General features: G+C 38.6%; 9 protein-coding genes. 3 read left to right on the top strand and 6 right to left on the bottom strand.

Features of this window, described 5'->3' with window-relative positions:
* Positions 1-370: 370 nt before the first annotated feature.
* Both B5D82_RS08340 and B5D82_RS08335 read left to right on the top strand, forming a co-directional pair.
* A complete protein-coding gene (locus B5D82_RS08340; protein WP_081150704.1) occupies positions 371-2,464 on the top strand; it encodes a S8 family peptidase in 2,094 nt (697 codons plus the stop codon).
* A gap of 272 nt (positions 2,465-2,736) precedes the next feature.
* Positions 2,737-7,323 (top strand): two-component regulator propeller domain-containing protein, encoded by a 4,587-nt coding sequence (locus tag B5D82_RS08335; RefSeq protein ID WP_081150702.1) that lies wholly within the window; start codon positions 2,737-2,739, stop codon positions 7,321-7,323.
* Between the two features lie 214 nt (positions 7,324-7,537).
* Here the strand turns inward: B5D82_RS08335 and B5D82_RS08330 are convergent, their stop codons facing one another.
* The 3 genes from B5D82_RS08330 to B5D82_RS20315 form a co-directional block, all read right to left on the bottom strand.
* The gene (locus B5D82_RS08330; protein WP_245807589.1) at positions 7,538-10,555 is read right to left on the bottom strand and encodes a sigma 54-interacting transcriptional regulator; all 3,018 of its coding nucleotides are present in this window, start codon (positions 10,553-10,555) and stop codon (positions 7,538-7,540) included.
* A 2-nt stretch (positions 10,556-10,557) separates the two neighbouring features.
* Positions 10,558-12,327 (bottom strand): two-component system response regulator, encoded by a 1,770-nt coding sequence (locus tag B5D82_RS08325; protein ID WP_081150700.1) that lies wholly within the window; start codon positions 12,325-12,327, stop codon positions 10,558-10,560.
* 532 nt (positions 12,328-12,859) lie between these two features.
* Positions 12,860-13,063 carry a hypothetical protein gene (locus B5D82_RS20315; RefSeq protein ID WP_425429889.1) on the bottom strand — a complete coding sequence of 68 codons (204 nt, stop codon included), beginning with the start codon at positions 13,061-13,063 and terminating at the stop codon, positions 12,860-12,862.
* A 797-nt stretch (positions 13,064-13,860) separates the two neighbouring features.
* Between B5D82_RS20315 and B5D82_RS08315 the strand changes: the two genes are divergently transcribed.
* Positions 13,861-14,241, top strand: coding sequence for a VOC family protein (locus B5D82_RS08315; RefSeq protein WP_081150696.1), 381 nt, complete (start codon positions 13,861-13,863; stop codon positions 14,239-14,241).
* A 97-nt stretch (positions 14,242-14,338) separates the two neighbouring features.
* Here the strand turns inward: B5D82_RS08315 and B5D82_RS08310 are convergent, their stop codons facing one another.
* The 3 genes from B5D82_RS08310 to B5D82_RS08300 form a co-directional block, all read right to left on the bottom strand.
* Complete coding sequence (locus B5D82_RS08310; protein WP_081150694.1) at positions 14,339-14,587, bottom strand: hypothetical protein; 249 nt, start codon at positions 14,585-14,587, stop codon at positions 14,339-14,341.
* Between the two features lie 11 nt (positions 14,588-14,598).
* A complete protein-coding gene (locus B5D82_RS08305; protein WP_081150692.1) occupies positions 14,599-14,775 on the bottom strand; it encodes a DUF1328 domain-containing protein in 177 nt (58 codons plus the stop codon).
* 708 nt (positions 14,776-15,483) lie between these two features.
* Positions 15,484-21,027 carry an SdrD B-like domain-containing protein gene (locus tag B5D82_RS08300; RefSeq protein WP_172820632.1) on the bottom strand — a complete coding sequence of 1,848 codons (5,544 nt, stop codon included), beginning with the start codon at positions 21,025-21,027 and terminating at the stop codon, positions 15,484-15,486.
* Between the last annotated feature and the right edge of the window lie 84 nt (positions 21,028-21,111).

Genomic DNA, 21,111 nt, shown 5'->3' with positions numbered 1-21,111 from the left:
GTAATTATTTCATCAATTTAAAATCATCCTTATATTAATGATGAATAGAGTCTAAACATATAATTAAGTTTGCTTCAGATATTTTAGCTAAATGTGATATCAAGCTAAATTGACTAACCACATTAATTACCCAACAAGAAACACTAAAGTAACAAGCCGCACTTATCATTGAAAAAAATGAATGCAAATTATCACTGTAACCATTCAATAGTTACATTCATTAACTTCATTTATAACCTATCACTTATTTCACCTTAAAATAAAAACCATTAAAAACAACAAACTAAACATTGGCACGTGCTTTGCTATTACATTGACCATACGTGATTGTGCAAAACCTTGAAAATATAGATATTAAGGAAAATAAAATATGAAGTTAAAATTTAATCAAAAAAGTGCCATATTATTAACTGGGATGTTAAGCATTTCAGCTTTACCTTTTTCCGCACAAAGTGCTGGCGGTTTATTTGGTAGCATTTTAGATCCTGTGGTTGAAGTAGTTGAAGTGCTTGCCCCAGTAATTGAACGCAATAATGAAGTGATCATTCAAGGCAATGACGTTTTAGCTGTTAAAAAAATTATTGGTAGTGTCGGTGGACTTATCACCCATGAATTTTCATTAATAAACGGCATTGCGGTTAACGTAAGCGATGTTGAGTTAGCGGCTTTAAAATTACTTGAAGGCGTTATTACTATAACAAAAAATGAAGCGGTTTTTACTGCTGGTGCACTTGATAACTGTAAAGTATACGGCAGTCATGTTGTCGAAATGTCAGCCAACAAAATTCGTTGGAATATTTATAACGCTAAAGACGAAACAGTTAATTTCAACAAAATGACCTTTAACTGGCCTTTAGCATTGGGCAATATTCGTAGCGTTAAAATTAATGGTGCTGCTGTATTTGCTAACATAACAGCAGAACAAAATGGCGAATTAGTACTTAGTGCCGCAGATATTCCGGCTACAGCATTTTTAGAAGGCTATGAAGATGCAACGGTTGAATTAGCTTTCACAAATAATGGTACTGAAAGTTACCAGCAAAATGAATTTTCCATGGGTATAGGCTTCGCCGAAAATTGTGAACGTAAACTTGCTAAGGGTTACGAAACTCAAAGTATTGAAGGTGACAGTAATACTTATTACGTGAATACCATAGGTGCTGATTCATTACACAAGATGGGTATAACGGGTAAAAATGTAACGGTAGCAGTAATCGACAGTGGCTTATGGGCTGCAAACAGTGCATTAAGTCGCAATACTTCTAATAAATCTCGAATCAAAGCAGCATACGACGCTATAAACGACACTGAAGTTTCACCAAATAAAATGACCGATGAAAATATACATGGTACTCACGTAACCGGTATTATTGCTAACAGCAAACGTGCGGTTGAGCATGGTCAAACAAGTAGTCATTATCAAGGTGTAGCACCTGACGCTAACTTAGTGGTTGTAAAAGCAATATATGAAGACGGTCACAGCACATATGCAGACGCTATTCGTGGCTTACAATATATCGCTGATAATCATGAAGCGTTAAATATTCGTGTTGTTAACTTATCATTTGGTGCACAACCTCGTACAAGCTATTGGGAAGATCCACTTAACCAAGCGGTTATGGCATTGTGGGAAAAAGACATTGTTGTCGTAACATCTGTTGGTAATACTGGCCCTAGGGCCATGACCGTTGGCGTTCCTGCGAACGTACCTTATGTTATCAGTGTTGGTGGCATTAGCGATAATAATACCCTTGATACCAGTGATGATGAAATGTTGTCATTTTCTTCACAAGGCCCAACCCATGACGCTTTTATCAAGCCTGATTTAGTTGCTCCTGGTGGCCATATGTTCAGTCTAGGTAATTCAGAAATGCATACGGCATCTAAATTTCCTCAGTATTTAATGGCTAAAGATCGCTACATGATGTCAGGTACTTCACAATCTTCAGGTGTGGTAACCGGCATAGTGGCACTCATGTTACAAAACAACCCTAACCTAAGTGCTAACGATGTAAAATGTCGACTTATAAGTAGCACAACTATGGCGCAATTGCCTGACGACAAACTTGCCTATAGCCCTTTTCAACAAGGTGCCGGCAGTGTTAATGCGATTAAAGCAGTAGAGTCAACAGCAATGGGTTGTGCAAACAATGGCATGGATATAGCGGCTGATTTGAGTGGCGAACAACATTATATGGGTGCGGCACGTCAAGATGAAAACGGCAAATATTACATTGAAGGTTATGACTTTGAAGTGTGGGAAGAAGGCTTCATCTGGCGTGAAGGTTTTATCTGGCGTGAAGGCTTTATCTGGCGCGAAGGTTTTATCTGGCGTGAAGCATTAAATACAGAAGGTTTTATCTGGCGTGAAGGTTTTATCTGGCGCGAAAACGCTGTTGCTGAGGAAGGATTTATTTGGCGAGAAGCTCAAATACATCAAGAAAGCTTTGCGATTCAAGAATAAACCGTAAGCAATAATATAAACCCGTTATAGCCTTGGTATCACCATAGGTTATAACGGGTTTTTTATTTCACAACCTTCGTAACGGCAGCTTCCTCATAAACTATGACTCAATTGAATCTAGTAGCTAAATAATAACTCCTATTAAAATAGACTTTTCCAGTAAAATTACCGCTCTAATAAATGTGATAAAAAGTTGTAAGTAAGTCTAAAGCTTGGCGTTTTACACGCTTTGGGTTAGTCTATTTCTAAATTAAAATAGATTTAGTAAAAATATGTTAAAAAACACTATTTATTGTCTACTACTCGTATTGTTTGTTTTTAGTTTTAAGCTTTCTGCTGAAAACAAAGCTAATTTTATTTTTACTCCCGCAGCACTTAATCAACAACTTTCCCAAAAAAGCATTAGGCAAGTATTTCAAGACAGTTCAGGATATTTATGGATTGTCACTCAAGAAGGAATAGCACGCTACGACGGCTATGAACTGGTAAAGTTTGCCCATGACCCTCGTGACCCAGACTCACTCAGCTCAGACAATGTTCGTGCCGTATTAGAAGATAACAGTAATAGATTATGGGTGGCTACCGACGGTGGCGGTTTAAGCTTATTTGATGCATCTAAGCAAACTTTTATAACCTTGAAGAGTGATACTCTTACTAATAACTCACCTTTATCTAACCGTATAATGAGTATGATGTTGGCTGAAAATGGCGATATTTGGCTCGGTTATAACAATGGTGACTTTAGTCGTTTTCAACCTGATAAAATGATTTTTGAACACTTTAATTCCCAAGATTTGTTTCCCGATATTGATAAAGTTGCCTTTATTTCATCTTTTGCCGAAGAAACAAATTTCATCTGGCTAGCCACTGACGGAAATGGACTGTTGCGGCTAAATAAAATTAATAAACAAGTAAAACGCTTCTATAGCGGCTCAGATACACCATTTTTTAGTGACCATTTAAATCATCTATTTATTGATGTACAGCAACGATTATGGGTCGCTAGTGCTGACGCTGGTGTGGCTGTTGCTGATCCACAGCGATTAAAATTTACCTCATGGCAACATCAAGAAGATCAATTTCAAAGTTTACCGGCAAATAGAACATACAGCGTGTATCAAGATAGACAGCAACGTATTTGGATTGGTACCGAACAAGGAGCTGCTGTTTGGAATGAAAGGGACGCATTCGATACCTTTAATACCGATAACGGACTTAGTAACAACCTGATCCTGTCCATTTTACAAGACCCAACAGGGTTAATGTGGTTCGGGACATTTAATGGCCTTAGCAAAAGTATTGAAGTGCCTTTTGAGCATATTGATACAGGACTTGCCAGCAACACTATCTTAGGTTTTGCTGAAACCACATCCTCAAGCGGAAAATCGGCTATCTGGGTTGCGACTTATGGTGGTTTAACTCGCCTAAATAGCAAAGGTGAAGCAGAAAAAATCATTAATAAAGACAGTGTGCCTGCATTAAGTGATGACAGAGTCACGACTGTGCGAGGTGACAATAATACATTATGGTTTGGTACCCGCGGTGGTGGCTTAGGTAAGCTTGATGTAGATACTGAACAAATTAAATACTATGTAAATGACCCTAATGATCCACAAAGTTTAAGTTTTAACGGTGTAATTAGTATATTCCAAGATAAAGCTGGCAATATTTGGGTTGGTACTTTTGGCGGTGGATTAAATTATCTCCCGGTAGGAAGTGACCAGTTTGTTCATTTTCGCCATAATGAAAATAACGATAGAAGTATTAATAGTGATTATGTTTTAGCGGTTTATCAGTTACTCAATGGGAAAATAGTCGTCGGTACCACTGCAGGGATTAATTTACTTGATCCTGTCAGTCTAGATTTTGATCGCATAGCTCATGAACCGGATAACATAGACAGTTTGTCAGCACCTATGGCTTGGGCTTTTTATCAAGACAACAAAGCACAATTATGGGTAGGCACCCAAGGCGGCGGACTCAATAAATGGCTGCCAAAAGATTTTAATACACTCAATAATAGTTTCGACCATTATGACAGTTTAAGTGGCCTTCCTAGCAGCCATATATATGCTATTTTAGACGATGACGATGGTAACCTTTGGCTCAGTAGTACTGCAGGGTTAACGCGACTGAATAAGCAAACAGGTGCATTGCGGCATTTTGATAGCTACCAAGGCTTAAAAGAGAGTGAATTCAACCATGGCGCAGGCTTCAAAGACAGTAATGGTGTTTTATACTTTGGTGGTAACGCCGGAGTCGTGCGTTTTCATCCTAATGATATTAAAGACAATAATATTGCCCCACCTGTCGTTCTGGTTAGAGTTAAAAAACTCAATGAACAGGTATGGTTCGATGTTCCTTACCAAGATCTAAAGCACTTACAATTAGATTACAAAGACTATTTTATCTCTTTTGAGTTTGCTGCCCTTGACTATAACGCACCCGGCTTAAATCAATATAGATACAAATTAGATGGGCTTGATTCAAATTGGATCGAGTTAAAAAACCGCCGTTTAGCCACTTTTACTAACCTTCCTGCGGGTGATTATACCTTACGAGCACAGGCCAGTAACAACCAAGGTTTATGGAATACGGTTGGCGTGTCTTTACCGATCACCGTATTACCACCACCATGGAAAACCGTTTGGGCGTACGCTTTATATACACTAACCGCTATTTTGATTTTACTTTATTTCATCTGGCGATATCGACAAAAGCGGCTGCGTGAAATACAGCAGCTAATCAAGCTAGAAGAAAAAGTCGAAGAACGTACTAAAGAGCTACGCCATGCCAATGCACAGCTTGAAACCAGCATGGAAGAAACCGACAAAGCCAGAAAAATTGCCGAGCAAGCCAGTAAAGAGAAAAGTGATTTCTTAGCCATTATGAGCCATGAAATTCGCACACCGATGAATGGCGTGCTGGGCATGACTGAAGTATTGTTAAGTTCAGACCTAAGACCCAAACAACAACACTTTGCACAATTGGTTTATCGGTCAGGTCGCTTGCTACTTGATTTGCTGAATAACATTTTAGATTTCTCTAAATTAGAAGCAGGCAAAGCAACCTTAGAGTCTGTACCTGTCGATCTTGAAGCGCTAGTAGAGGAAGTGTGTGATTTATTTAGTGAATCTGCATACAACAAAGGTGTGCATGTTAATGCTATTCTATCGGCAGAGCCTTTACCCCAAGTATATGCAGATCCGGCGAGATTACGCCAAATCATTGCAAACTTAACCAGTAATGCCATTAAGTTTACTGAGCGGGGTGAGGTAAATGTCAGTGTTAAGCGTGTACCTTGCTACAAATCGCACACTAGCGAACAAGACAGTAATGCACAGTTCAGTGGTTTTGAAATTAGCATCAAAGATACTGGTATTGGTATGGCGCCAGATCGCCAACAAAAAGTATTTGAAATGTTTACCCAAGCCGATGCGTCAACCACGAGAAAATATGGCGGCACAGGACTCGGTTTAGCCATCTGTCGACAACTAACCACCTTAATGGATGGTAACATTGGCGTACAATCTAATTTAGGAGAGGGTAGCCGTTTTAGCCTCGAGGTCGACTTGCCAATAATGGGTGATCCGGTCATCGAATATGAGGAAATAACTGATTGTCCAACGGTTCATTTGCTTAACCTTAATGGCGGTTTAGGCACTGCCGTAGCCAATATGTTGTTCAAATTAGGCATTAGTTCAGTGCACGTACAACGGGTTAATACTCAGTTGCCTTCGGCTAAAAATGGTCTGTGGATTAGTCTTTCAGAGCATGAAACTGCAATTGTCGACGCGGATATTCCACTGACTAACTGGATATGTTTGTTGCCTTCTTCGCAATGGCAAGAGCATGACGACCGCAATATTTTACCTTTACCTCTGCATTTTAGTGGCCTGAGAAAAAGCTTATATCGAGCTTTAGGAAGAGAAACCCAAGATCAACAAATAGGCAATAACGACCATCGTAACCATCAGAAATTTGATGCTAACATTCTGGTCGCAGAAGATAGTTTAACTAATCAAGAAGTAGCAAAAAGCATGTTGGGAATGCTAGGTTGTGAAGCTTGGTTGGCAGACAACGGTGCGGAAGCCGTAGAACAAGTGAACTTAAAACAGCCGGATTTAGTCTTAATGGATTGCCAAATGCCCATTATGGACGGATATCAAGCCACGGCTGCGATCAGAAAGAACTGGCCAAATATTCCTATTGTAGCTCTCACGGCCGGTATGGGTGATGACCTCCGCCAACAATGTTTAGATTCAGGTATGAATGGTGTTATGACCAAGCCATTTTCATTGCGAGAACTTGAACAGACACTTTTACACTATTTAGAAGTGCCTGCTAATCCATCGCTAAGTGAACAAGAGGGTACAGAAGACGAATTGCAGTTAGCACAATCATCGCCGCCAGTTAACAACTCAGATGATAGCCCAGATGAAAGCTCAGATAACAATATTGTGTTAACTAGTGAAGACATTGAAACTGATACTGATTTAGCGCCTGAATTAATTGACATGGCAAGTGTCAATACGCTGTTAAAAATTGGCAACGAGACCGGTAGCAAGGTCTATAACCGAGTATTAGATGGATTTACGCAAGAAGCTGACAAGTTGATTCAACAGTTATTAGAACAGCTAAAAAGTGAAGCAGTAGATTTAAATGAGGTTGCAGAAATTGCCCATGCCCTTAAATCTATGTCGGGTAATTCAGGTGCAAAAGCCCTGTATGAATTATGCAAAGACTTAGAAGCTAATATAAAGCAGAATCAGGACGAAGGTATTCATTCGATAGCGCAGAAAATACAGACAACGTATATTATTAGCTGTGAAAAACTAGAATCATTTAGACAAGCTTAATTTAGTCAATAAATAAATATGCAGAGTGGGATTAAACAGATTAAACATGTTCTAAAGTTAATCTCACTCGGCAATTATTTATACCAAGCATGACCAGGGCACTAAAGCACAGAGACTAAATCGTTATAAATTTATAACGATTAAATTACTTGAAGTGTAGAAGCGAGTTCTGTGCTCTATTGAACACAAAACATCAAATAAGCATAAGGTTTTATTAAGCGAGTACCTGTTGTAAAATTTTACGCAATGTCGGTTGAGTTACATTGAGTAATTGTGCCTTTTGCTGTTGGCTGATTTCTTTTTTCATTACAATTTCATGTAATGTCGTCTCAATTTTAGACCACAACAAGTTGTTGGAGTCTCCTGTTAGTAAATGCCCTAATATCTTATCGCATTCACCAGCTGAATCAACCAATTGAGGAAGGTTAAGGTCTAATCCATTAAGCTTAGTAAAGCGACGTCGCAATGTAGATTCAGACTGGTCTAATTGCAAAGCAACTTGATACATACTGCCCCATTTAGCTAAACATACTTTTAACCACTGTAGTTCTAACCAAGCGCTTATCGGAAATAAACGTGTTTGCTGTAAAGCTATACCGACTAATTTACTCAGTAATACCGATATATCTTCATATTGCCCTATATTGGCATTAGTTTCATCTGTAATAGCCTCATGATTAGACGACAGCTTATGCTCTGCTGATGCCTTAATATCACCTTGCTCTTGAAGCTCCAAATGTTGACTGTCGACTAATTTACTTTCGCACAGTATAACGGCCCGCATAATCGCGTTTCGTAGCTCTCTGATGTTGCCTGGCCATAAATAAGCCTGCAAAAGGTTTATCGCTGCGGGTGTAAAATCAATAATGTCTTTTTTGTATTGTTGGCTAAATTTAGCTAAGAAATGACGACACAGTAATAAGGCATCATTGCCACGTTTATGCAAAGGAGGCAAGTTGACGGTAAAAACATTAATCCGATAATAAAGATCAGAGCGGAAGCGGCCCATAGCAACTTCATCTAATAAGTTTCGGTTTGTGGCTAATACTAATCTAACATCGACTTTACGTACTCGTTGGTCACCCACCGCTACATAGGTTTTTTCTTGCACAAATCTCAAAAGTTTGGATTGAATATCTAGCGGCAGTTCTCCTACTTCATCTAAAAACAAGGTACCACCGTCAGCTTGGGCAATCATGCCGGGCTGATCACTTGTTGCACCGGTAAAAGCACCTTTTCTATGACCAAACAACTCACTTTCTATTAAATGTTCCACTATAGTACTGCAGTCGACGGTAATGAAAGGCTTTTCTAGTAGAGCACTTTGGTTATGTATTTGTCTTGCTATGATCTCTTTACCAGTACCAGACTCACCAATAATAAGTACCGAGGCATCGGTGGGTGCGACTAACTGTACCTGTTGCATAACGGCACGCATGGCTGGAGATTCAAACAGTAATTCGTGCTGGTCACCCATAGTGCTATTGGCTATAAGCACTCTACGCTGGTCATTTTCGAGTAGTAAAATACGATCAATCGCAGCCGCCAAATTGGGTGTGACTTGCTTTAATTGCCCACTATATTTTTCAGCGTTATTTTGCTCACCAAGCGGCCAACGTAATAAAATTAGCCCTAAACACTGACTACGAGTGAACAATGGCACTATAGCTTGGCAAAATGAGTTGGAAGGTTGCATTGGTTTATCTATTAAATTCGCTAAGCTATCAAGACGAATGTTTGCGTTAACCCAGCTATGTATAATATCAACATCGATATTTTGCTTAGCTGTGCTACAAGATGAAATCGTTAATTCATGGTTTTTAACTAAATATAACCCGGCATATTCACATTGCATTCCTGCGGTCAGCGTTTGACAAATTTGTTTTGAAAATATTTGTAATGAATGTGTGTTGCCAATTAAGCGAATTAAGTCCCATTGCAGTGCAAGCAATCTAAAATCGTCTTCCGGTGCTTCTGAGAACTTACCACTCATGCGATCTAAATTAGCCGTAATGTTAGCGTCAAACTGCGGTTCCCAGCCGACTAATTTACCGCCACCTATGCTGCGAGCAGCTTGTAAAGCGGTATTCGCTCGTCTAAACAACTCTAAAGGTGATTGTTCTCCTAACTGCTGTTCAGTATCGAGTGATGCTAAACCAAAGCTAAAATCTAACTTTAATTTTTTCTCAGTAAACGACGTATTCACTAACATTTGTCGTACTCGAGCGGCCAGTGCTTGACCTTGTTGTTCATTAGTTTCAGGTAAATGTGCCGCAAATACCACACCGCTATATCGGCTGACAAAATCAGCCGTGCGCAGTAAATCAGTCAAACCGAGCATAATTTCATCCAACACTTGATCACCTAATTCACGACCATGTTGTTGATTAAATTTAGCGAAATCATCAGGATTTATCAGCAATAACGTTACAGGATCATTTTGCTCTGAAAGTTGCTCTTGCCATTTCTGACTTTGCCACGTCGCGACTTGGCGCATAATAAGTAAATTATCTTGGTTGCGTAATGAACCGACAAAACCATCGACAATGATGACGGTATTCTCTAATTGAATAGGAAAAGGCGGTAACCTTGTCATTGCTCCTGTTCGTTCAAGATCAGATAAAATGTTTTCCATTCGAATTTTGGCAGTATCAGAAGGAATTTTAATACAAGACAATAAATCTTTACCTATTGCTGATGCACTTGAATCACCCAGTACTGTCGACAGCTCAGCATTAAGCTCGACTATTTTTCCTTCATTACTTAGCGTCACTACCCATTCGCCTAAACACTCAGTCAGTAAGCTAAACTTCTGCTCAGTATGCTGTTTAGCACTATATATGTCGTTATAACGAGCTAACAAAGATAAAATAGGCAACAAAGCTTGCTCATTAGGCCAGTCAATAAACCAATGATTATTTGGTAGTTTTTCCTGAATTTTCTGCTGAGGCTGTTCTTGCAACCAAAAAACTTGTTGAGATTTTAGATTACAGCGATTTATTAGTCGCTCTGCGTGCGCTGCATTTTGACATGCAACAAACATTGCTGATTGGTCGCCATAATCACCTGACAATGCTAATGTTTGCAGTTGTATACCCATAGCAGAAGTTTGCGCCTGAATAGTCTTTAGCATGTTGGTGAAATCAGCAGTGGCGTTAATTTCACTATCGATAAAAAGCGTAATACTATTTTTCTTCTGAGCTAAAGTGCCAATGGCTTGCAATTTATTCATGATTAATTTTGCATAAAGTGAGTAAAATTCTGATTTAACAATGGAGTGATTTTTTCGGCAGCCAATGGGCGTGAAAATAAGTAACCTTGTAACAATAAGTTCTTACTGCTCTTTAGTATGTCTATTTGTTCAGCTTCTTCTATGCCTTCGGCAATAACGCCAAGTTTTAAACTTTTCGCTAAGGCTAAAATAGCTTCTACAATAGCAATATCGTCAGGTGCTGAGTTAACATCGCACATAAAAGCACGATCTATTTTAAGAATATCAATGGGGAATTTTTTTAGATAACTTAATGAAGAATAACCGGTTCCGAAGTCGTCAACCGCCAAGGTAACACCTAAATTTTTCAACTCGATTAATCGCTTAATATTTTCTTCCGCATCACTCATAATAACTGATTCGGTTAATTCTAACTCGAGTAACGACGGCGGTAGGTTGCATTCCTTAAGTGTTTTTTCAACCACTTGAGTAAAATCAAGCTGCCTAAACTGATGCGCAGATACGTTTACCGCAACCCGTATCCTATGACCTTGATCTAACCATTGTTTAGCCTGCTTGCAACTATGCTGTAAAACTAAAAGCCCTAAATCGTTAATTAAACCTGTTTCTTCAGCAATCGGAATAAATTCATCAGGTGGAATAATACCGCCTTGTGCAGGTAACCATCTGACTAGTGCTTCCACGCTAACAATGTTACCTGTTTCAGCACAAATTTGCGGTTGATAGAAAGGGACAATTTCACCTGATTTTAATGCTGTACGTAAGTCTTGTTCGAGTTGTAAGCGTATTGCCGCTGTTGCATTCATTGAGTCGCGATAAAACTTGAAACAGCTGCGTCCAGCCTCTTTAGCCGAATACATTGCCGTGTCTGCATTTTTCAGTAAAGACTCCGCATTTTCACCATCGTCTGGAAAAATAGAAATGCCGATACTTGGAGTGATCACAACTTCAAACTGTTCTAGTTTAAATGGTTTGATGAAGCTTTGAATTACGCGTTCAGCGACCAACATAGCCTCACTTGAATTGCGTAACTGACTCAAGAAAATAGTAAATTCGTCACCGCCAAAACTTGATAACTGTCCGTTACTCATTAATTCTTCATCGCCAACCCGAGAAAACACATCACTGTCTCGCATATTTTCTTGTAAACGATGGGCAACTTTTCTCAGTAATTTATCTCCGATACTATGGCCCATAGTATCGTTAATTCGTTTAAATCTATCGAGATCGATATACAACATAGCCGCTTGATAGTCGTTCCGACGAGCCATCGCTAAAAAGCTTTGTAAATCTTTTAGTAATAACAACCGATTTGGCAGACCGGTTAAGGCATCATAAAAAGCCAGTTTATGAAGCTCTTTCTGTTGTGACATTTGGTCGGCAAAAGCTTGGCTAGCACGGAGAATATATTTTACTCTCTGCGCTAATATTTCCCATTTAATAGGCTTAGCAATAAAGTCAGTAGCGCCTACTGAATACGACTTATGAATTGACTCCAAATCATCAGATCCGGTCACCATAATAATTGGCACATGCTTGCCACTTTCTAACGCTCTAATGTGCTCACACACCTCAAAGCCATTCATTAGCGGCATGGATACATCGAGTAGGATTAACGCCGGTTGATGCTTTTCAAATTGCTCTACAGCGCGCTTGCCATTTTCAGCTTCCAGCACTTCTATATCGTCGCTGGCGAGTGTTTCTTGCATTATAATTCGAGCAGTGAGATCGTCATCACTCACTAATATTTTAATTTTCGAATTACTTGGCATTACTAAACATCTCCAATGTTCTACATTTGAAAGCATTGATGGTTTTTTTTCAACCACTGGCTTAAATGTATGAGCTAAGTATGTAACCTCAATAATATTGAATTACTTGGTACTTTTTGCATCAAATAAGGCTAACAATTTAGTCCTATTCAACGATATGACATTTCTTGAAAAAACTTCAATTTTTAATGTTTATCAAAAAGTTAATACGCTAAAAGTAGCATAATAAATTTGTTAAAACACTTATTTTTACAGAATAGGATGGCAATAATGTTTTAGACATTTCAGTATGTTGAAGACGGCTACATAATTACTGTCAGCAACGTCGATGATAAGTAATACAAATGAAGTTTATCTTCGCTGGACTTTTCGCTCGATTACAGGCCCTTTTTTAATAACAAACGATTACCATTAAAATTTAAGTTAATTATGCGGATATTTTATATCAAATAAAAAGCCCTTGAATAACAAGGGCTTTTTAATTTTATTTTGCCAATAACTAAACTGAAGTTATTGCTTTTATGATGTTAAATTAACAATCATCATCGTTAGCATCCACCCCTTCCTTTGCCTCTTCACAAGCATCTTCAATGGCGTTACCCGCATCTTTTTTCATTGAACCGAATTTGTCGCTAATACTTGTTTTCATTTCACCTATTTTATCACCCGCATCGCTAGCCATTTCGCTGACTTTTTCACTCGCACCTTCAATAGCTTCACCTGCATCGTCTTTCATTTCGCTGACTTTTTCGCCCGCGCCTTCAATAGCTTCACCAGCACCTTCTTTCATGGATGATACTTTTTCGCCCGCAGCTTGCAGTGCATTTCCTGCATCTGTTTTCATTTCACTTACTTTATCGCCAGCACCTTTAACGACCTTCTCAACTTTGTCGCCGGCTTCTTCTGCTTCTTTTTCACTACAAGCTGTTAACCCAAACATTGCTATAAATAAAACAAGTGAGGTCGATAGTTTTTTATTAAAAGTCATGTGTTTTTCCCTAAATTTTTAGTGTTTACCACGAATTGCATTGCCGATTAATCAAATCATCTACAATACAACGAAAATGAAAAATATAATCTTTGAAATAGCGGCCGCTGCATCAGCGATACCAATAAAATCAAAGGCTGTTACGATAATAACTCTACTTTAAAATGTAAGCGTTCAGCTTACATAATATGTTCCTCTATCTATCAAATTACAAGCCTCCACTGATATATAATCACATTTCATGCCGCACATCTTTTTTCATAAAACATTGATAATTAATTACTATTAATAAAATAATTAGATGGCCTTACCATAAACTATATAAAATTATGTCAAATAATCAATTTTTATCTAAGCTTATTACTTAGCTGTTGAGATAATTCAAGTACGGTTAACAGATTATTTTCTCGTAATAGTCATCAAAAGCAATTCTGAAATATTACGCATTATTTAGTCTTAGTTGATAAAAACACGTACAGCTTCATAATTTCTGCTAGCTTTAATGATTAGTGGAGCTAAATATTTTAATTCGAGGAATGAATAACATGACTAAAAATCCGGTAGGCTGGTTTGAAATTTACGTTGACGACTTAAAACGTGCGAGAAATTTTTATGAGTCTGTATTCAATACCAGTTTTGAATCTATAGGAGATCCCAGTAATGAGCAGGTTGAGATGTTAGCTTTTCCTGCAAATTACGACGTTTATGGCGCTGCTGGTGCACTAGTAAAAATGCCAGGATTTAAAGCTGGTGGCAATAGTACACTTATTTATTTTTCCTGTGATGATTGCGCATTAGAGCAATCTAAAATTTTAAGCTCTGGCGGTGTTGTTCAGCGGCCAAAAATGTCAATTGGCAAATATGGTTTTATAACATTAGGCATTGATACTGAAGGTAATACCTTTGGTTTACACTCACTAAAATAGTATTAAGTCGTAATCTTAAACATGTGGCTTTATTCCTAAAAAATAAACAATAAAAAAGGCCTATTCAGGCCTTTTTTAAAAATTTATCCACTGTTATTTAACAATCAGTGTCTTTAGCTTTTACGCCTTCTTTAACTTTTTCACAAGCATCTTCAATGGCATTACCAGCGTCAGTAGCCATGTCACCTGCTTTATCGCCTGCATCTTCAATGGCATTGCCGGTATCTTGTACCATTTCATCTACTTTTTCACCTGCTGTTTCAGCTTTATCGTCACTACAGGCAGCTAAGCCCAATACGGTAACAAGTGTAATCAGTGTCATTGATAATTTTTTAATAATAGTCATAATTTTTTTCCCTAAAGTCTTGGTGATTTACCACGAATAGCATTGGCGATTAATGAGATAACCAACAACACAACGAATATGAAAAATATAATTTTAGCAATACCTGCTGCTGCCCCTGCGATACCACTAAAACCGAATATTGCAGCTACAATCGCAATAACTAAAAATGTAAGTGCCCAGCTCAACATAGCATTCCCCTTTATTTAATTAGCTTCAAACTACCCTTCACTTAATGCGTTATTCATGCCAACACACACAAAATCCATAATGCATTGATAATTATAGATTAATTTATATCTTCATTATTAAGTATAGAACATTTATATAGCATCAAATGAAATATTTACAGACTAAGCCTGTATAACTTTCATCGTAAAAAAGTCATAACCGAATATATTGACTCAGTTACGATGCACTTCCTAGCTTATAAAAGCCGAAATAAGACAAAGTTTTGTTTATACTAATTTGTTTAATTCAGTGTTCTACTTTTTCATGAGGGAAAATGGATAATGACAATGCATAAAATGTAGTCAGTAGCTATTCTACTTATAAATTTTATAACGCCGTCATTGTTAATTTTAATCATTAAAAATGTGCTGCTAATTAACTTGGTATTATAAACCTCGAATTTAATGAGAGGCTTGCCAAGCTCAGACAGTTCAAACAGTGCAGACCTGCCTTTATAAAGCTACAGATAATTATTTCACTTCATTCAGAAATGCTTAACATAAATGGAATCAACGATGGGGATTACTTATTTATAGAAAAATAGGAATGTATACCTGTCTAGCTTCGCACAGCTGATGACTTGAATTTTTTGCAAAAAAAAAGCACGCTATTATATAGCGTGCTTTTATCAATTTAAAAATACTAAATACTTTTAATTATCCACTTAGCTACTTAAGGGTGATAACTTCACCAGTGCTCAGCTCAATTTCTACTGAGTACTTATTCAAGTTTTTATCTACCTTATCGTCAAACTTGATCTTGATCTCATTTTTATCATCGGCCTTAATTTTTCTTTTATCTTGTGACTTTTCCCAGCTACTCACTCTGACCGGTGAAGCCTGTGTTTCAGTATCGTAGATTTTATCTCCACCGTTCTTGATTTCGACTAAATCACCGTTTACAGAAGTAGGCCAATCAACAGAAATACGTTCAATAAACACATCTTCATTACTGTCGTTATGAATATAGAACTTATATTCTTTCTTTTTTAAGTCCTTAAACTCTGCTCTAACTGCACCAACTGAACCGCTGCTTGGCGCACCTAAAACAGCTTCAACAACACCTGTATTGGTTAAGTCACAGCTAAATGAGCCAGTTTCACCTGTCATACCATTTAATGCAAAGCTGTTCACTAGGTTATTGTCATCGTTTTTATTGTTACCTTGTGCAGAGCCACAGTCATCCGAACCATCCATAAAGTCATCAGAACATGACAAATGGAATGCCGAAGAACCACTAACAGCACCACTTAGCGTAACAGCAAAATCATTACCATAAGTATCTCTGTCAACAATGAAGTTAATCAAATTACCCTTCTGTAGATTTTCAAACACTTGGCCTGCAGCTGTTGTAACTGTTGTACCATTTGCGCCATTCCAAACCATTGATAATTCAGTTAATGGTTTTATGTCACTACAAGTAAGGACTTGCTCTGGTGTTGATGGTTTTTCAGGTACTACAACCGTTAAAGGAACAGTATCTTGAGCACTACACGCTATACCAGAAGGCCTAAGGTTACCAGTGACTGTAAGCGTGTTGTTAAAGACATTATCAACACCAGGTAAAACAAACTGAGTACGAGTCAATTCAGCACTGCCACCTTGAGCTGCTAGATCAAGCTTTCCTAAAGGTCCAAAGCTATCTGATGCATCATCAACAAAACGTTCAGTACTGTTGTTGACAATGGTGTAGTTATACAGCATTTCAACACCCGCAGAGATTGATTGACCACTTTTGGTATCCATAGCAACTAAATCAACTGCACCATATTGGTCACCCAAGCTTAACGGTAATGAACATGAAGTATGCATAGCTACTTTTTGTACCAAGTTACCTGTAGCGCTAAAGATTTCAATTATAGTATTTGCATCAAAATCATTTTCATTTGCTGCTGCAGAAGTAGCAGTAACAACATCACCAATAGTTACATTGGCTTGAACGGTATCAAGGAATACTTTAGCCTTGCCGCCTGTCTTACCATTGCTAACTTTGATACGAACATTGTCACCAGCTGTACCACCAACGATACATTCTGCTTTACCACCTTGAGTGTTGCTAATAACACAATCGCCACCAAGATAACGTAAACTCACATTAACAGGCTTGCTATCACACGAAGCATTAGTAGGCATTTCGTAAGCACAAGTTTCTGCAGTCGCGATAGGATCTGTAGGTGAGTTACATACTAACGCAACACCATTTTCACCCGCTAAACCGTCTAGTAACCAGCTATTTAAAAGCCCTGCTTCATTGTTTTTACTATTACCTTGCGGAGCACCACAATCTTCAGGGCCATTCATACCAGAATCAGAACATGACATATGGAAACGTGAAGTACCTAGGCTATCACCGTTAGCATTGAATACTTCCCAATCAATGTCATTACCTGCACCAGCAAAGCCACTGATAGTAACCACATCGCCATTGTTAACATTACTGCGAGTCGTTAACTCTGTATCATCAGTTTTACCGTAATAAGCAACAATGTTGACATTATCTTGACCATCCCAAATCATTGATAAGGTGTCTAGGTCTTTCGCGTCACTACATACAAAGTCAACCGGTTGAAGTGAAGGAATAATTGCACAAGTAGCATTAATATCTAAAGCACATTGAGCAAGAGGAGCAACAAAACCTGCATCCACATCTATATTTTGCTCACCAGAACCTAGCGTGATACAAGTTGTTGTACCCATATCGCCGTCAAAGTTCTCTGCATCACTATCTATAGTTTCATCAATACCAACATTAGCATTAGTAAAACTTAAACCTGATGGAGCCGTAAATTTAACTCTATAATTACCAGGCACTAAATCAGTGAAATTGTACATACCTGTTGAATTGGTAAACACAGACGTTACTTCATTACCAAAGATATCAAAAACAGAGTTGTTGCTACAGTCGAATAACTCAACCATTACGCCATCTAAACCATTTTCGTTGTTTAGCACGCCATTGCTATCGCTATCAAGCCATACTTGGTCGCCCAAACTAGCCGGTAAATAAACACCTGCATCCAATGTAAGGTTTTGGTCTCGCACGCCTAAATCGATACATTCGCTAGTGCCATTACTTGGGTTAACATCACTATCAACGTCAGTACTCATACCAACAAAACGTGGGCTAACAATGTATCCTGCTTGAGTTAAATAAGCTAAATCAAACTTAACTGCATAGCTACCAGCAGAAAGGCCTTCAAAGAAGTACAAGCCACTCGCATTGGTATTAGTCGTTATACCGGTTGAAGTCTGTATGTTGTTTGCATCACACATCATCAGTTCAACAGGTACACCTGATATGCCATTGCTTAGCTCGTTAAGATCTTGAATACCATTAGCATTAGTGTCATTCCATACGAAGTCACCAATACGTGATTCATTAATTGAACGTATACCAGCATCAATATTCGTGTTGTTTTCACCTGAGGCTAAAGTAATACAACGTGTTGTACCCATAGTGCCATCTTGATTAAAGTTTTCTGCATCGCTATCCATTACATCAGGACCAACAACAGCAGTAGTAAACTCAAGACCAGCACTGGTAGTAAACTTAACCGTATATCCACCCGGTTTTAGATTACCGAAGTTGTATAAGCCATTACTGTCAGTAACTGTTGGAAGCACAGGGTTGCCATAAATGTCGGTTACCGGAGTATTAGTACAATTAAACAATGCTACGCTTATACCAGCAACACCAAGCTCATCAACAAACAAACCATTACGGTCAAGGTCATTCCAAACTGTATCACCAATAGATGCAGGAGCAATAACGCCGGCATCAACAGATAAGTTAGTTTGATTAGTCATAACGTCTACGTTAGCTGTACGGCCTGTGACTGCATCTGCATCACTATCAAAGGTAGTATCACCTTGATTTTGCAACGTATATACATAACCGTTAGGTAGCGTATATTCTACACAGTAGTTACCCGCTATAAGGTCTGAGAAAAGGTAAAAGCCATTTGAATCAGTAGTGGTATTTGCAATTACAAGTTCATCACCTGAAGTACAACTTGCATCACCATCAAAATTTTCGAGTAATGAAACACCGACACCTGCAATACCAGCACCACACTCAGCACCCATATCACCCGTATCGCCTACAATACCATTACCGTTTGTATCAGCACATTCTTGAATACCATTGCCATTTAGGTCTTCCCATACACGGTCACCTAATGAAGCCATAGAGCTTACAAGCCCTGCATCAAAAGTAATGTTATTGATACCTGCTATCACTTCAATTGAGTTTTGGTTTGCAAAAACCGTCTGACAAGTACCATCGCCTTGATCAACCACATCGCTATCGGCAACATCGTCATTGCCCATATTGTCTGCAGTACATTCATAGCCTGCAGGTTTAACTACAGCGATACAATAATTGCCAGGGGTAATATCATCAAACAAGTAAAAACCATTGCTGTCTGTAGTTTGTGACGTAACAATCATTTCATCAGTTGTACCACATTCGCCATCAGAGCCAGTTGACAATAAGTTAACGGTTACATTAGCAATACCTGAATTACATTCTGTACCAGAATCGCCTAAATTACCTAGAACACCATCTGCAGGGAAGCTAGGATTGTTAGCACCACCATCTGTACAGTTTTGAATACCATCTAAATTAAGGTCATTCCATACGCGGTCACCAAGTGCTGCTTGTAAACGTATTACACCAGCATCAATAGAAAGGTTATTGTCGCCAGGTAAAAGATCAATAGGGTTTTGATTAGCATCAACAGATTGACAGCTACCATCACCTTGGTCGACAAAATCGCTATCAGCAAAATCGTCACCACCCATATTATCTATAGTACATGCGTAACCTGCAGGGGTAATTATTGATACACAATAAGCACCAGGCTCTGCATTTTCGAATAAATAAAAGCCATTAATATCGGTAGTTTGAGTAGCAACTATCATCTCGTTGCCCGTACCACAGAAACCGTCAGGGCCTGTTGATAATAGGTTTACGGTAACGTTAGCAAGACCAGAACCACATTCTGCGCCTTCATCACCTGCATTACCTAGAACGCCATCGGCAGGGAAGTTAGTATCGTTTGCACCGCCATCAATACAATTTTGAATACCATCGGCATTAAGATCTGACCATACACGGTCGCCAAGTGAAGCACTTGAACCCACTAAGCCCGCATCAAAAGAAAGGTCTTTGTCACCAGCAGCTACTACAATAGGGTTTTGGTCAACATCAACGGTTTGACAAGTGCCATCCCCTTGATCAATAAAATCGCTATCCGCTAAATTGTCACCACCCATGTTGTCGATAGTACATTCAGTGCCAGCCGGTTTCACTATTGATACACAATAAGAACCAGGCTGAACACTATTAAATCTGTAAAAGCCATTAGCATCGGTAGTTTGAGTAGCAACAAACGCTTCGTCACTTGAACCACAGTAACCGTCATCACCAGCTGTTAATAAATTAACAGTAACATTAGCAACACCCGCATCACATTCTGCGCCAAAATCACCCGCGTTACCGATTATGCCATCGGCAGGGAAGTTGGCATCGTTTGCGCCACCGTCGGTACAGTTTTGAATGCCATCGGCATTAAGATCTGACCATACACGGTCACCAATAATAGCGGTTGTGGCAGGAATTGCACCTAACGTACCTTTAGATTCACCTTCAAAGTCAATAGTAAAATCACCTTTAAAGCTAGAGGTTTCCATTATTTGAGAGACAGAAACTACGCCTGTAGGAAATAAATTTTGCAGTAATCCTCCAGTGATCGTAAAGTTAAAATCTACTAAATCGTTATTCGTTGATGAATTTAAATAGCCAAAAGCACTGACCTCACCGGTAAGTAATTTACCCGATACTGTACCTACATTGGGTACATCAACTTCACCATAAACGTATAAATCATGGCCTGGGTTGCCACCAATTAAGGCACCGGTTTCATCAACGCTAATATTAATAATAAAGTGTTCTTCGCCACCAGAAACAGGATTGATGAATATTGGGCGAAGGTTTGGTAATGAAAGTGATACCGGTAACGAATTAACAACCAACGTATTGTCAACAGCGTTGTAATTTGTTGTAGTAGGATCCTGCAAATTATAGCTTATCTGTGGCAGTTCTAATTTGTCGTTCAGCAACGCAGCTGTTGATAACTTTGGTACAGCTAACGCCATTAACAATGCACTACTGGTTATCCAAAGGCGATGATTTTTGTGTAAATTTATCATGTGGAGCTCCAAAATTTGGCTCAAAAAATATTTCATATTTTCAATAACATTCAGCACAGTTCACCCTTAATGCTTAGTGAAAAG

Origin of the sequence: Cognaticolwellia beringensis (genome assembly GCF_002076895.1) — a bacterium.
Lineage (GTDB): Bacteria > Pseudomonadota > Gammaproteobacteria > Enterobacterales > Alteromonadaceae > Cognaticolwellia > Cognaticolwellia beringensis.
The sequence above is the reverse complement of the archived record's forward strand: the minus strand, read 5'-3'. Positions and strand labels throughout refer to the sequence as shown.

Coding starts and splice junctions, on each gene's coding strand:
- B5D82_RS08340 (WP_081150704.1), top strand. CDS start 371: ATGAAGTTAAAATTTAATCAAAAAAGTGCCATATTATTAACTGGGATG.
- B5D82_RS08335 (WP_081150702.1), top strand. CDS start 2,737: ATGTTAAAAAACACTATTTATTGTCTACTACTCGTATTGTTTGTTTTT.
- B5D82_RS08330 (WP_245807589.1), bottom strand. CDS start 10,555: ATGAATAAATTGCAAGCCATTGGCACTTTAGCTCAGAAGAAAAATAGT.
- B5D82_RS08325 (WP_081150700.1), bottom strand. CDS start 12,327: ATGCCAAGTAATTCGAAAATTAAAATATTAGTGAGTGATGACGATCTC.
- B5D82_RS20315 (WP_425429889.1), bottom strand. CDS start 13,063: ATGAAAGACGATGCAGGTGAAGCTATTGAAGGTGCGAGTGAAAAAGTC.
- B5D82_RS08315 (WP_081150696.1), top strand. CDS start 13,861: ATGACTAAAAATCCGGTAGGCTGGTTTGAAATTTACGTTGACGACTTA.
- B5D82_RS08310 (WP_081150694.1), bottom strand. CDS start 14,587: ATGACTATTATTAAAAAATTATCAATGACACTGATTACACTTGTTACC.
- B5D82_RS08305 (WP_081150692.1), bottom strand. CDS start 14,775: ATGTTGAGCTGGGCACTTACATTTTTAGTTATTGCGATTGTAGCTGCA.
- B5D82_RS08300 (WP_172820632.1), bottom strand. CDS start 21,027: ATGATAAATTTACACAAAAATCATCGCCTTTGGATAACCAGTAGTGCA.